The sequence below is a fragment of the Nocardia sp. NPDC059764 genome, assembly GCF_042732555.1.
Lineage (GTDB): Bacteria > Actinomycetota > Actinomycetes > Mycobacteriales > Mycobacteriaceae > Nocardia.
This window is the reverse complement of the sequence record NZ_JBHWHH010000179.1, coordinates 1-14775: the sequence shown is the minus strand read 5'-3', so window position 1 is coordinate 14775 and position 14775 is coordinate 1. Positions and strand designations below refer to the sequence as shown.

9 protein-coding genes are annotated in these 14775 nt (G+C 66.1%); 2 read left to right on the top strand and 7 right to left on the bottom strand.

Going from position 1 to position 14775, the window contains the following annotated elements; all coding sequences use genetic code 11:
* The coding region (locus tag ACFV4K_RS29275; protein ID WP_379279260.1) for a CapA family protein at nucleotides 1-478 on the bottom strand (478 nt) is incomplete at its 3' end.
* A gap of 210 nt (nucleotides 479-688) precedes the next feature.
* Here ACFV4K_RS29275 and ACFV4K_RS29270 point away from each other — a divergent pair.
* Nucleotides 689-1282 carry a YbhB/YbcL family Raf kinase inhibitor-like protein gene (locus ACFV4K_RS29270; RefSeq protein WP_379279258.1) on the top strand — a complete coding sequence of 198 codons (594 nt, stop codon included), beginning with the start codon at nucleotides 689-691 and terminating at the stop codon, nucleotides 1280-1282.
* 122 nt (nucleotides 1283-1404) lie between these two features.
* On the opposite strand, the gene ACFV4K_RS29265 is transcribed toward ACFV4K_RS29270, so the two are convergent.
* The 3 genes from ACFV4K_RS29265 to ACFV4K_RS29255 form a co-directional block, all read right to left on the bottom strand.
* Nucleotides 1405-1785 (bottom strand): hypothetical protein, encoded by a 381-nt coding sequence (locus ACFV4K_RS29265; protein ID WP_379279257.1) that lies wholly within the window; start codon nucleotides 1783-1785, stop codon nucleotides 1405-1407.
* 304 nt (nucleotides 1786-2089) lie between these two features.
* The gene (locus ACFV4K_RS29260) at nucleotides 2090-2413 is read right to left on the bottom strand and encodes a hypothetical protein (protein WP_379279255.1); all 324 of its coding nucleotides are present in this window, start codon (nucleotides 2411-2413) and stop codon (nucleotides 2090-2092) included.
* Nucleotides 2414-2586: 173 nt separating this feature from the next.
* Nucleotides 2587-4239: a DUF262 domain-containing protein gene (locus tag ACFV4K_RS29255; protein WP_379279253.1), complete on the bottom strand. Its 1653-nt coding sequence runs from the start codon at nucleotides 4237-4239 to the stop codon at nucleotides 2587-2589.
* Between the two features lie 190 nt (nucleotides 4240-4429).
* On the opposite strand from ACFV4K_RS29255, the gene ACFV4K_RS29250 reads away from it, so the two are divergent.
* Nucleotides 4430-7012 carry a DEAD/DEAH box helicase family protein gene (locus tag ACFV4K_RS29250; RefSeq protein WP_379279251.1) on the top strand — a complete coding sequence of 861 codons (2583 nt, stop codon included), beginning with the start codon at nucleotides 4430-4432 and terminating at the stop codon, nucleotides 7010-7012.
* 4 nt (nucleotides 7013-7016) lie between these two features.
* On the opposite strand, the gene ACFV4K_RS29245 is transcribed toward ACFV4K_RS29250, so the two are convergent.
* The 3 genes from ACFV4K_RS29245 to ACFV4K_RS29235 all read right to left on the bottom strand — a co-directional run bounded on the left by ACFV4K_RS29245 (nucleotide 7017) and on the right by ACFV4K_RS29235 (nucleotide 14660).
* A complete protein-coding gene (locus ACFV4K_RS29245; protein WP_379279249.1) occupies nucleotides 7017-12338 on the bottom strand; it encodes an AAA domain-containing protein in 5322 nt (1773 codons plus the stop codon).
* 114 nt (nucleotides 12339-12452) lie between these two features.
* Nucleotides 12453-13904: a serine/threonine protein kinase gene (locus ACFV4K_RS29240; RefSeq protein ID WP_379279247.1), complete on the bottom strand. Its 1452-nt coding sequence runs from the start codon at nucleotides 13902-13904 to the stop codon at nucleotides 12453-12455.
* Nucleotides 13905-13934: 30 nt separating this feature from the next.
* Nucleotides 13935-14660: a hypothetical protein gene (locus ACFV4K_RS29235; protein ID WP_379279246.1), complete on the bottom strand. Its 726-nt coding sequence runs from the start codon at nucleotides 14658-14660 to the stop codon at nucleotides 13935-13937.
* Nucleotides 14661-14775 lie beyond the last annotated feature (115 nt).

Sequence of the window (14775 nt, the reverse complement as noted above, 5' to 3'; positions counted from 1 at the left end):
TTCCCGCCCCGGCTGCGCGGATGCCCGCCGCATCGAGCGCGTCAAGCGTGTCGAGCAGACCGCGGTTTCCGAAGTCGAGGATGTGATTGTTGGCCAACGCGCAGGCGTCGGGCCGAAACGCTTTCAGCGTCGCGATATTGGCGGGGTTCATCCGATAATGGATGCCCTTGGCGGGCGCGAATACGCCGTCGCTGGTGAGCGTGGTTTCGAGATTTATCAGCCGGACCTCGGGTGCCAGTTGGTCGAGCAGCGGCCCCACATCGCCCCACGGCCAGTCGAAACCGACCGGGTACGGTATCGGCCCGTTCGCCTTCTCGGCCAACTCGACGTAGCGGCGAGCGTCCTCGACCCAGAATTCGTGCAACAGCGGATCACCTGGATGCGGCAGGATCTGGTCGACGCCACGACCGAGCATCACATCACCGCCCAGCACCACGGTGACCGGACTCTGTTGCGATGGACTACTCGTCTGCGTCATCGATTCGCCCTCAGAAAAAGACCTGCCCGAGAGCGGTCTACCTGTCTGTGACGACGGGGTGTAGTGGCCATTCTAGCGGCGGGGATACCGCTCCGATGACCTTCGCTTCTGGGCAGGGGCGGGGCCAAAGCGCAGAATCTATGTATCGCACGAATCGATTCGCCCTGAATAGCGGCGGCTTATCGGGCCGCATGAGCGGAAGGCATCGTTATGAAGGTCCGAAGTGATTCATTCGACGCTGATGCGCGCATTCCGGGCACGTTCGCCTACGGCGTACCGGATACCGGGCACCATGTCCGGGCAGGCGCCAATCGCAACCCGCATCTGGCGTGGGATGAGGTGCCGCCGGGAACACGATCCTTCGCGGTAGTGTGCCGCGACCCCGACGTACCCCGCACCTGCTCGGACGTGAACATCGAGGGGCGAACGGTGCCGGAGGAATTGCCGCGCAACGACTTCTACCATTTGGTGCTGTTCGATATCCCACCCGACGTGCGGCAGATCGCCGCAGGCAGCCTCCAGTCCACACACGGCCCGGCTGCGCCCCATAACGCGCGGTACGGCCTCAACGACTTCAGCAGTGCGGGAAACAATCATTACGGCTACGACGGCCCCTGCCCGCCCTGGAACGACCAGCGCATCCATCACTACGTGTTCACCGTCAGCGCCCTGGATGTCGAACGGCTGCCGCTGCGACAGGCGGTGACCGGGAAACAGCTACGCCAAGCGATGACCGGCCACGTCCTGGGGCAAGCCGACCTCGTTGGCACCTACACACTCAACTCCGCCCTGAGTTCGACCTGAGCGGCACAAGCGCATGTCATACCGAAGCGACCGCCGGTTCCAAGCTCGGACCGGAGGGCCGCGGGGAGGAATGCTGTGAACGGCCGCCGTTTTGCTGGACGACCAGGCGTTGTGATGACCGATCAGGGCAGCTGAATCTTATGCTCATGGTTCGCGACGGCTTCCTGGAGCCGGAACCGCGACAGTGTGTGCGGCCCGCACTCGCAGGCAGCGGGCAACGCGTCATCGACAAACCCATCACCGGCAAGCAGATCCGTATACCGGGTGCCATGCCCGTTAGCACTGTGCGCAGCATCGACGAAATCACGCGACCCATGCGCGCGCGGCCCGGTCGCCGACTGATACACCGCGCCGGCTGGTGTATCGAACACCGCCGCCACGCGATGACCACAACCGCACCGCACCTGCGTCAACGTATGCCCCGCCCGGTCCGTCAGCGAGTCCAGCGAGTTCTGGGCCAGCCGTCGTCGTTCCGGTGCGGTCAGAATCGAAACTTTTGCCATCAATCCACGATCACCTTCGAAGGTCTCAGCAGCAAGACCCAAATGGCCGAGAGAAGGGATGATCGGCCCCGTTATCGCTTCGCAATCTTGTCCGGCGACTGCCCGCTAGCTAGAGCGAGGAGGATTCCGGCTGATCTGATGGCGAACCCGTCGACCCCGTCAGGTTCTCGTGAAATCCGATCCGATCGAGATGTGCATCGAGCTGCAACGCCATCTCACCCCACTCGACGGAATGCAGCCCCGTTCCGAAGCTGCAAACAGCAGGCTGTCGAAGGCGCTGAAGCCGTGACGGTCGGTCTCACCGCTACTCGTTGGCGGCCGCCCGCTTGCGACTCTCCCGAACGTCGACCCGGCCGTTGCCCTTGAACTCGACCCGTTCGAAGGTGTCGAAGCCCAACTCGCTGAGCGCTTTCAGCGCCGCGTGCGAGTTGTAGTTGTTGACCGAGCCGCCGGAGCCGGGGGTTCCTGTGGCGAGGGTGATCAGCTGGATCGGCGGCCAAAGAGTTCCATTGACCAGCACCGCGTAGGTCTGAATCTTGTCCGGCGTCTGCCCGCGGGTGGCGAGGAAGACCTGGTCGTCCGTGAGCTGGACCGAACCGCCGTTGATCGTGATAGTCGTGTTGGACACAGCTGGTGATCCTGTCAGAAGCCGGAGTACCGCAACCAATTTCACTCAACTGCCACCACGCAGGAAGCTCGCGCTATGAGCGACGGATTCCTCTCCGCCGAACAGAGTTTCATTCGCAGCATCAGCTACGGGCATACGTGAAGTGCGAAGCTGAGTCGTCCCCGGGCGCGGACTCAACGACTTGCTGCGATCGCGTCCTCGACTATCCCGCGGGGAACCTCGAAACGAATTCGGACGCGTTTGGGGTCTGCGGTGGAGGCGCTGATCGCGGCGATGTACTCGTTGTTCTTCGCCATTGCCGCGCGGGCCCCGGCGACGATCCGGGCGCGGGCGGGCTCGAGTTGATCCCGGCGGTAGGCAGCGAGGACGACGCCCCAGCTCTCCAACAGAGCGCGGTTGATCGGTGAGCGCCGATCGGAACCCGTGGGCCAGCGACGGAAGGCATAGTCGCCAAAGATGATTCGCGCGTTCTGCATGCCGCGTTCGAAGGCCACGAACCAGGATTCGAGTTGGGCGTCGGGTACTTGGCGCGGGTCGTCGAGGAGTTCTGTCGTCGCGTCGAGGAGGTTCTCGAGTGAGCCGTAGGAGTCGTACTCCTGGAGGTTCGGCAGCCGGTAAAAGGCCAGGAATCGCAGGACCGCTTCGCGGTCGTTCATACGCACGTGATCGCGCAGCACGCCGGCGGTCGCCTCATGGAAGGCAGCGGAGGCGGCGCACCGTTTGAGCAGGTCTCGACTGCGGGCGCTGCTCATACAGTGCCGGATCTCCATGGCGTTCAACGGTTCGCCACCGGTGTTGATGCGCTTGAAGATGTCGTACTTGACGCGGTTGGGTGTGGAGGGCTCGATGACGTGGACGACGATCTGCGCGTTCTGCAGCCGGCGGCGAAGCACGGTCTCGAAGTCGGCGAAGGTCTTGCCGTGCTCGGCAACGAGGTATTCGAGCTCGTCGAGCGCGAACCGTCCTTGTACGAAATCATGCACGGTGGACAGCCGCTGCAGACCGTCGACCACGCGGAACATGCCACCGCGGTCCTCGGCGAAATAGAAAGCGGGCAGGGGAATCTGCAACAGCAGGCTCTCGATGAGTCTCGACTTCTGGCGCCCCTTCCACACCCGATTCCGCTGAAAGTCGGGGGCCAGCTCCAGGTCACCGTCGTCGATCATGTCGAGTACGTTGCGCAGCGAGAAGGTACGCGTAGAGATACGGATCTGTTCGGGATCCCACGGCGCGAGCGGCCGCTGGTCGAAACGGTCCTCGTTCTGCTCGATCTCGACGCCGGTCGGCTGTCCGTAGAAGACCTCCTCGACCGCCGATTCAGCCGGAGTTTCGACAGTGGCGGTGAAGCCCGCTGAGGGAGCACCGGATTGGAAGTAGCCCACGACGGTGTCGGTGCGGTCCGTGAGCTCTGCCGCCGAGAGACCGGCGAAGCTCGCGACATCGTTCATGGCCGGCAACCACCGGTTCTCCATCACCGTCCGCAGCCGGTGCGCGAACTGCTGGCGTCTCTCCTCCTCGCCGAGAAACGGTGGCAGAAAGCATCCGAAGATCAGCCGCAGCGATCCACCGCGCAGGCCCAGGAAGTACAGCCAGTAAGGAAATTCGTTGTCCAGCCGTCGGACGTAGTGCCGAACCGGCTCCATTTCGAACAGTTCGGTCGGGATGTGTTCGTAGCCCTCGATCACCAACTCCACCGCGCCGAGCGCGCCGCGGGCGGCGTCGGGAGAGATGAAGCACGAGTTGAGGGCTTCGATGGCGGGCCTCAGGTCCCCGCTCTCGATGTCTTGACGAGGCACCACGACAACCAACTGGTCTGGCGAAAACACCGGTCTTCCTTACGGTTCGAGCTGTCCGCCGATCACCCTACCGAGACACCCTCGCACAGGGACCGATTCGATGGTCCCTACCCACGGGAAACCCGAGGTGAGGCCACGTTCCGCCAAATCGGTCATCGTATCGGTCGGTCCGGCGAACGCTAGGATTTGTGGAGTTGTCCTCCGCTGGAAAGGAGTGAACATGGTCGCGGGAGTCGTGTTGCGGCATGCTGACGAGAACACCCCGCGGGCAGCCCTCACGCGCCGGATCGCGGTCGCGCTGCTGCGTACTCCGTTCCAGTCCGCACAGCTGATCAGCGCCCGGCTCGACCTGCCCGAGGCCACCCCGAAGGTGGTGACTTCGCTGTTGTACAGCGAACCACAGGTGTTCGAGATCCTCGGCACCGAGAACCCCTCCATCTGGGCGGTTCGGGAAGCGGCCGAGGCGCTGGTAGAGACATGGGCCCGACCACCAACGCCGCAACCTGAACCCACGAGGACACCGACGCCGTCCACGAGTTATGCGGGCCCGCCCTTGCGCGCCTGGCAATCCGAGGCATTGGCCGCTTGGACTACCCGCGACCGGCGAGGCATTGTCGAAGCTGTCACCGGCTCGGGCAAAACGGCAGTCGGGACCCGGGCGGTCGCCGAGGCGATCGACGACGGGCGGCAGGCCGTCATCCTGGTCCCCGGCATCGATCTGCAGACCCAATGGTGGGAGCGACTGAGCGCGGCATTGCCCGGAACTCGGATCGACCGGGTCGGTGGCAAAGGTGCAGCTCGGCCACCAACGCACTGGGATGTCCTGGTGGCAACGGTACAAACCGTTTCGGGAACGCAGTTGGCGGTTCCACCCGGCACCCTGCTGGTTGCCGATGAGGTGCACCGCTACGGCGCCGGCAGTTACGCGAAAGCGCTGGCCGGCGAGTACGAATGGCGGCTGGGTCTCACCGCCACGCTGGAGCGCAACGACAATGCGGTCGAGGAGATCCTGCTGCCCTACTTCGGTGGCCTGGTCCCCGGCTGCGATTACACCCGCGCCCGCGCGGACAGAATCCTCGCACCGGTTCGGCTGGCGCTGACCGGTGTGCACTTCACCGCTCGCGAGCGCGCCAAATACGATCGCGCCGACGAAGCCGCGCGCAAAGCGAAATCGGTGCTGGTCGACGGCTACGGCGCGCCGGAGGACTCCTTCGGCGAATTCATGTCCTTCGCACAGCGATTGGCGAAGCAGGAGACAGGTGAGGCAGCGCGACAGGCACAGCGATTCCTGAAGTACTTCGCCGAACGCCGCGAAGTACTGGCCGACTGTCAGGGCAAGCTCGACCTGATTCGTACCCTGCCGATCCCGGAACTCCGTGCCACCCAATCGATCTTCTTCGCCGAACGGACCTCCACGGCCGGTCAGATCCAGTCCACCTTGGACCAGCTGGGTCTGTCCTGCGGATGCGTCGGTTCCGCACTGCGTCCGACCGAGCGCGAGCAGATCATCGGCGACTTCCGGCGCGGCGACCTGCGCGCTCTGTCCGCACCCCGGGTCCTCGACGAGGGCATCGACATCCCCGACGCCCAACTCGGTATGGTGCTGGCCGCCAGCCGCACCCGTCGGCAGATGATCCAGCGCATGGGCCGCGTGGTCCGGCCCAAGTCCAACGGCAGTGCCGCGCTTTTCGTGGTGGCGTACGTGTACGGCACCCCGGAGGACCCGGCACTGGGCGCCCACGAGGCATTTCTGGAAGACCTGGAATCCATCGCCGAGGAACGAATCACCACCGACGCCGCCGGGCTCCCGGCGATCCTGCGCGCTTGGCTGACCGAGCCGAACACCCAGACCGCGCCCGAATCTCCCGCTGCCCACGAATTCCATAGGCCGCCCGCACAAGAACCTCGCACGCCCGCGGCCCCAACCCCAGCCGAGTTCCGCGCACCCACTCACGAGCCTGTGCCGGCCACACTCGATGCGTCGGCATCCCAGGCGAGCGGTGACACGACGGACATGCCCACTCCACTCGAGCTGGTTACGCGGATGCCGACGCGACGGCTCCCCGCCGACCCGCGGCACGCAGCGGATGCGCCTCCGACTCCCGCTGCGGCCGCTGACGATCCTCGGATCCCGGTCCCGATGCCTGTCCTCCAGGAGGAAGAGCCGGATGAACAGGCCTCCAGTTCCTCGTCACGGGGGTTGAATACACCTCCCGCCGCAGTCACAGCTCACACCGGTCCGGCCGATTTCAGCCCTGCGAAGCCTGATTCGTCAACCGAGCCAATCCCTGTCGTCGCCGCGCCCGGGGACCAGGCTGATCCCACCACCGGTCCGGAAGATGATGCACCGGCAGCAGGCTCGGACAATCCCGGCGATCATGCCGCTGGTTCGCAGCGGCCGGGCGGCACGCGCCGCCCCTACGGTGAGCCTGTGCCACCGGCGCGATCCGACAGAGCCCGCACCGCGACGACCTATCGCCGACAGGTTGAGGAAATGCTCGGCGTGGCAGATGCTTCCGGCCTGTGGACGCACTCGGCCGTCGACTCCTCACTGATGGATTTCGATGAGTTCGTGGAGTGGCAGGCAGACACCTTGTACTACCTGTCGCGCCCCTGGGACGGCGATGCCGAGACATGGCAGCGAACCATGCGCGCCATCGTCGACTGGGCGGTGTCGCCCGCCGACCCGATCGACTCGTTCCTCGAGGTCAATCGGGCCGTGAGCGAGGTAGGGCCGAGCCGCACCGAACTGCTCCGCTTCGCTGCCGTCATGCGCGGCTGCGAACTGGCGGATCTCTTGTAGCTGATCAGTTCCCGTTACCGATGCTGCGCCACAGCGGCACTACCATTGCGAGCGCGGCGATCGCGTTGTCGGTAAGCCGGGTTTGTCCGACCGAGTTCAGTACGGCGCGGAACAAGGTCGCGCGGTCGGCGACGCCGAGTTGCCCGGACTGGTAGGCCATCAGCTCCGCCAGCTCGAGCGGTGGCATCTGCTCGACCTTGCGCGGGCCCAGTCCACGCCATCGGCTCGCGGGCTGACCGGGCAGGCGATAGGTCAGCAGTGCCGGGTCATCGATATCGAGTGCGTTGTCCACCAGCAGTTTTCCGGTAGCGACCGCAGCACGCAGCGCGATGTCCAGCTTCTGGCGGACATGATCGCGTTCCCTGGTCCGAGCCGCGGTCACATAGGCGGCGCGCAGCCGCGCGGCCGTCACCGGGCCCTCGACCTCCACGATCCGGACGAAGTCGCCGACGATGGTCGAGTGAGTGGCACTCGTCGGGCTCTCGAGCTGATCGGTGAAGGCGGCATAAGACTCGACTTCTCGCCGCAGGGTGGATTCCGCCGGCGTGTCGGCCACCGATGCTGTGGCATCGACTGTCTGCTCGGCATCGTCATCCATGACGCCGTCTGCATCGTCCTTCGCCGATTCGGATGTAGCACCCGATGACGGGCTACCTGGAACCTCGTCCGTTACGTCCGCTGGTTCCTCGTAATCACCATCCTCGACCGATGGCTCACGGTCGGAGGACACCACTTCCGCGTCATCGTAGGCCGCTCGAGCAGCATGATCGGAATCGCCTGGGTACACGCTCAGGCGTGAGTCGGCAATATCGTCCGTCGCCGTCGGTTCCCAGACAACCCGCGAAACACGTTCCCGCAATTCATGATCGGTTGGGTCGACCGTGACCGGTCCGGAGTCGACGAGCAGCTTGGCCAGCCGGCGCTGCTCTTCCTCGGCGATCGGGTAGATCCCGTGGCGTTCGAGCAGCGCGACCAGCTCGTCCAGACAGGCTTCCGGATCGACGATGAAGTCCGCCAGCCGGATTCGATGGAACGGCCAGCCGCAGCGCTCCAGGTCCCGTTGCCGGGCGAGGTCGTCCCGGTACTGGTCGGGACCGTGCCAATGGTCGCTATCGCACTGCACGGCGAGCTGCCCGCCGCCACCGGACACCACCACGTCGATGTCGTAGCCGGTTTCGGTGTGGTGCGGGCTGATCTGGTAGCCGCGGTCGACGATACCGTTGTACACCTGCTGTTCGAAGAGCGATTCGAAGGGCTCGACCGGATAGTCGTCTGGAAACCGTTGTGGCGGTTCGGCATCGATACCGGAGGACTTCTCGACTCCGAGGCAGTACTCGAGCAGCTGCAATCTCATGTCGGCGCTGTTGGACAGACGGTCGAGCGTCATCGAGTGGAACAGCCACAGCTGGTCGCGGGCTCGTGATACCGCGACGTTGTACCGCTGCACGGCGCCGTCTTGGGTCTGCGCGGGCAGCCGCCGGTCCGGACCCGGCGCGGCGACCAGCGACAGGAAGATCACGTCGCGTTCCGCGCCCTGGAAGTCAGCCGCGTCGCCGCAATGCAGGTCGCGGCGCTGCATCTCCTCGGGTCCAACGCGCGTCACCAGCTTCTGCGCGATGTGCTTGGCCTGCGCGGAACCGAGCAGCGAGATGACACCGAACGACTTGCCGTCGTAACGGGAATCGGCGAGGCACTGCTCGATCCGGTCGACGATCAGGTCGGCCTCGGCCGGATTGACGCCCCTGGACACCTCGTGGCCGTCCGGCACGTACACGGTCCGCACGGGGTCGAGCCGGTCGCTGCCGTAGCGGCGCACGGGCACCAGCCGCACACCCTGCGGTTCGTAGGCGATCTTGTTCGAGAACTCGATGATCTCGGGCACGCAGCGACGATGCTCGACCAGCGTGAGCCGCTTCGGGTACCGCATGATCGCGTCGTCGAACAGACTGCGCTTGGGATTCCGCCACGACGACAGGTAACGGTCATCGTGGAGATACTGTCCGGCCAGCCGCTCGAGTTCGGATTCGTCGACACCGACCGCCGACGGCGACACCTGCTTGTCGTCGCCGATCACCACGATGCGCGGCGCGAGGTACTGCAGGAACACCGCTTCGACACCGGCCTGCGAGGCCTCGTCGACCACGACGACATCGAACATGTCCGCGGTGACGGAGAACTGCTCGACCACACGGTAGATCGGCATGATCCATACCGGAACCGACGAACGGCAGTTCCCCAGCGCCTGCTGAATCTCCGCGCGTTTGCGGTCGGCGTACTGTCCGGTGCCGCGGCCCAGGCTCTTCACCAACTGGGCGTAATGCTGCAGGTCGGCGCGGGCGCGGTTGGTGAGCCGCCCGACCGCTAGATCCCACGCCGTGGTGGCGGCTCGGGCCGCCGCGTGGCGGCGCAGTTCGGCTTCGATGTCGTCGAGGTCGCGGCAGAGTTCGTTGACTCCGCCGAGATTGTTGGCGGCCAGCCACTGCCCCACCGCGGCCCAGCGCCAGGCTTCGTCGAAGCGCTCGAGGCGCGCGACCCATGCGGGATCGGCGGGATCGGCGGCGATGGCGGTGCGCAACGCCGGCAGATCGGACAGGTCGGAGTCGATCTCGTTGCGCCGGGCGAGACTGCGGCGCAAGTGGCTCAATTCGGCCAGACGCTCGTGTGCCAGCTGGTAAGCGGGCGCGTCCCGTTCGAGCGCGGCTTCGGCGAGGCGGTGCAGGTTGTCGGTGGCACGCGGGTCGTCCCGCAGTGCGGCCAGCCGCCGAGCCAGCTCGGCGAGCGGCACGGTCGACCGCTCGAGCGCTTCCCGTGCCTCGACGGCATCGAATGCCTCACGCGCGCTGTGGATGCCGATCGGATCGCCCCAGTCCGGTACGGGCAGACCCAGTTCGGTCAGGCGGGTCGCGGCATAGTCGAGCCGGCTCGCGTATTCGAGCAGCTGAGTCAGCAGCGTGTGCGCCGCGCGGTGCCGTGCCACCCGATCGCGCAGGAGTCCCGGACCCGAAACCGGTGCGGGCCACGCCATATCGAGCTGGTCGGCCAGCCGTTCGCCGCGCTGCGCATTCAGGAAATTGGTGAGCTGCTCGATCGTGGTCGGAATGCGTCCGTCGATCCGGACGCTGTCGAACAGCGGATCGGCGAGCTTGACCACTCGGGCGGTGGTGAATCCGGTCTTGGGCCGCCCGTCGGGATGCACCTTCAACTCGCCGTGGATCTCGATGTGCGACTTCAGGTTCTCGGCCAGGTCCAGCAACGACGCCGGGTCGTCGACCGATACGTGCACGGTCGTGTAACCGAGCGCGGCGATCACCGCGTCCGCGTGCCCGAGCAGATCGGCGACGGCGACGGCGCGGCCATGCCATTCGAAGAGCCGTCCACCGTGGATATCCGTCAGTGCCGTGGCCGCCCACGGCTCCGGCCGATGCCGCAGGTTCCTCACCCGGTCGCTGATCTCGCCGAGCAGTGCGTGCACCTCATTACGCTCGGGTGGGGAAAGCTGGGAGATGCGCGCGGCCGCCGGATCACCGTCGAACTGCGTATAGCGATGTCGACGCTGCGCCGCTTGCTGTTCAGCCGCACACCACTGGCCGAACAGTTCCACGGGCGGCAGCGCGGTGGCCCCGACGAGCTCGGGCGCCGCGACGTCCGGATCGGCGAGCCGGTTGTCCAGCAACAGGTTTCGCCACTCGGTGAGCAGTGCGCCGACGACAGGGCTCGCCGGCTGCGCTTCGGTGTCCACCAGCTCGGCGATCCAGTCGAACCGCGGCCGCTGGGCGCGCCAGTGCAGCGCGATGTCGGCGATCGTCCCGGTGTAGCCCCCGACGGAGTGCGTGCTGACATCACGCTCGCGCAGGCTCAGCAGCTTCTGCTGGATCGATGCTCGCCGCTCGCGCAGCTCGGCGATGGCCCGGTCGGTCGCGGCGACCGCAGCGCGTCCAGCGGCGGGATCATGTTCGGCGGCGGCGTGGGAGATCTGATTGACCGAGGCCTTGAGGTCCTCGAGTTCCTGCCGCGAGTCGCCGACCACCGCGACACTGAGCGGTTTGATCTCCTCCGGTAGCTTGGCACGCACCTCGTGCAGGGCGCGATCGGTGTGGGCGGTGATCAGCACCCGCTTGCCCTGCGCGAGCAGATGGGTGATCAAGGCGGCGGCGGTGTGCGTCTTGCCGGTTCCCGGCGGTCCCTGCACCAGGGTGTGCGCGTGCTTGTCCACGTGCTCGAGGATCCGCAACTGAATATCGTTGAGCTGCAGGGGCAGAAACAGGTCCGCGCCGTCACGGACGATCGCACCGTCACCCGCGGTCGGCGACGGCGCCGGCTCGAAGTCCGGATCGACCAGGTTATGGATGCCCGAGGGCAGTTCACCGGTGGCGCGGATGGTCCGCGCGATGGTCCGCAACGCGGTCACCATGCCGCGATTTCCGCGCTTGCGCAGGATCACGGCCGGCGCATAGGTCGCCGTGGGGTGAGCTACCGCGGTACCGGGCCGAATATCGTCGGCGTACACCGCATCCGGGTTGATGCAGTTGATGAACATGCGCACCAGCGCGCCGACATTCTCCCGGTCGAACGGGTCGATGTGACCGTCGCGCGCTTCGTTCTCGGCGCGCTGGAGGTCACCGGCCGCCGACATCTGGGACGGCTCGAGGATCTCCTGCAATTCGGCGGTGTACCCGGTGACAGCCGGATCGATGGATACCGAGATCGCGCCGTAGTCGGAGTCGAAGCCCAGCACCACGGGCATGGTCAGCACGTGCCGGCGCACGGTGCCGACATCCCCGTGCCGCCAGGCCAGAAAGCCCAGGGCGAGTACGGCTTCGAGGGTCTCGGTCGCGCCGTCGTAGCGCGTGTACATCTCGTACATGGTCTGGTAGAGACGCCGCACCGGCAGCTTGGGCCGCGCTTGCTCGGCCCATTCACGCCAGTCCGGCAGCCAGTCCGCGAAGGCGGTCCGGATCTCGGGGTGATCGTCGAGCCGGAGTGTCTCCCCGCTCTGACCCGCCCGGGTCGTGCGTAGCGCCGGTTCCGTTTCGGGTTTGCCCCAGCCGGTTTCGAGCCACCGGCGCAGTTCGATCTCCGGCTCGGGCGCGGACCCGATGGTCACCTTCTGGACCATGAGGAACGGCTTGCCCGGTTCCGCCTCCTGATAGGTCACAGCCGGGTGTTCGGGCAGGTCGGCGACCCACAGGACTTCACCGTCGCGCTGATAGGTGGCGATGTCCTGGATCCGGGACGCGCGCAGGGTCTGTGCCTTCGCCAGAAACTCGAACAGACGCGCACCGCGATCGGCGAGATCGTTCATGACCGGCGTCCGATCGCCACCCATAGTCGGCACCCTCTCCTCCAGTGTTGTTCCAGGGTCTGCGGAGAGCTATCGACGGCTGATACGCATCCGCTACTCGAGCAGCCTGTTCCGCCTGGAATAGGCGGATCCATATGACTACGAGGGCTTGATGTGATTGATCTGCGCGGCGAGATCGACTACGCGGCGGTCCTGCTCCCCGTAGCGGAGCGCCATCTGGGAATGCAATCGCTTGAGCCGGGTCAGCGCATTGCGGGTGTCGCCCAGGTAGACATGACAGGTCGCCAGCTGACGCTGGCAGTACATGACTTGGTCGTCGTAGGGCCCTCGCTCGGCGGTGAGGTCGTCGATCAGCCCGCGATACAGATCCGCGGCCGCGGAGTAGTCCGTGTTCTCGAACCGCAGATCGGCGAGCTTCACCCGCGCTTCGACGACGTCGGCGTCGCGTGAACCCAACAGCGGGACAGCGGCTTCGACGACGGTGCGCAGTTCGTGGATGGCAGGAGCGTAGCGGGAGTCGTCGGCGAGCTCACGGGCGTGATGCACGGCCCGCTGCAGGTCCCCGCGGCTGAAGTCGGGGACGGGTGCAGGTACGGGATCGGCTGGCCGCTCGACGAATTCGGTCCGATCGTTCGAGGGGGTGACCACGGTGGTGGCGGTTCGCGCGGAGGCCATCGCCCCGACCGCCAGCGCGTACATGCGCGCAGGACTGTGATTGTCATCGACCTCGGGTAGCTCACCGAGATCGCCGGCGTACCGCAGCAGCACCGCGTTCACCGTGGCTGCGTCGTCGGGGCGCGCGTCGGGCGACTTGGCCAGCATGCTCATGACGAGCCGTGCCATCTCGACCGGGACGCCACGCCGTTCCTGCCGGATGTCGGATGGCGTGTGGTTGATCTGCTTCTGCCACACGGTGAAGGTCGATTCGCCCGTCATCACCCGGTCGCCCGTGAGCAACTCGTAGAGCACCAACCCGAGCGAGTAGAGGTCGGTCTGCGGTGCCACCGGCTTACCCTCGACCTGTTCGGGCGCCATGTACGCCGGCGTGCCGAGGGTTTGGCCGTGGCTGGTGTAGCGGGTCCGGCCCGATTCCGGCGCGACAGCCAGCCCGAAGTCGAGCACCTTGACCGTGCCGTTGGCGCACAGCATGAGATTCGACGGCTTGAGATCGCGATGGTAGATGCGATTCCGATGCGCCGCGGCGAGTGCCGCGGCGGCCTGCGCCCCGAGGTTGGCCACGACGCCCACCGATTGCGCACCGCGCTGCTCGAGCAGCTTGTCGAAGGTCGTGCCCTCGATGTATTCCATGACGAGATAGGGACGTTCGGGTCCCCCGGCGGTGGTCGAACCACGGCCCGCGTCATGAATGACCGTCAGTCCGGGGTGGTTGAACTGGGCCATCAGCTCGGCTTCACGCACGAATCGCTGTTCCCAGCCCGGGTCGTCGTCCAGATTCGGATGGCTGAACTTCACCGCGACCCAGCGTCCGAGATGAAGGTCGAGGCCCTTGTACACCTGCCCCATGCCGCCCGTGCCGATCTGATCCCTCAGCTCGTAACGGCCGCCGAGGACCTGCCGCTGCACCGCCATTACCTCCGTGAGTCCAGAGAATCCGACACGCTACTGGCCGTCCGCAACAGGACGGAGCGTGCCTCTCGCCATTCCGCCGAATCCGATTCGCACCAACTGGGCGATATTCGCCCGCTGCTGTTGAAACGCGGTTTCGAGGGTGGTCAACCGCTCGAAAGCCATGCCGTAGCGGCGTTGCTCGGACGGATCGATCCGGGGCACCGCGACCTCGTAGATATCGATGTGGCTTCCGTCGGCCACCTCGAGTGCCGCCCGCAGAATCCCAGCCAGGAAATGGGGATCGATACCGGAGTTGGCGCGCACCAACCGGATACCAGGTCCGAGCAGCGCGCCGTCAGCGGTGCAGACCCTGACCGCGGGCTCGGTGCTGATCGCCACCGCGACATCGCCGGCCCGAACGGTGATCGCGCCCGGCGCGTCGGCACTACCCCAGCGAGAAGGGGCGCGGCCGAGCCGGACATCCTTGGCGGTCAACATCGGGGTGTCTCCGCCCGTCGAGCCGACAGTCGGCGGCGCCTCATGGACCTCGAGCGCGCCCGCGTCGACGAGTGCTTCGAAGGGGATCGGCGGATGCGAAGCCGTGTCCGGTTCCAGCACCGGAGGCTGCCACGCCGCCAGATCGAGCAACGCCGCGCACTGGGATCGGTATTCGCCGTATGGGTCCGAGAGCTGCACGGGGTCGAGTGGCTCGGGCGTGCCGTCGGATCCACCGTCGACACCGGTCCGGTCCCGTCCACCGACGGCTTCACCCACCATGACCCCTGCCCTCCCCCGCCCACACCAACGTTCCGATCGGCAGCAACGGTAACAGTGCCGTAGCCGACCGAAAGGGCTGCGCGGCAAGGATGGCACTCATCGTCCGTCCTCGGCA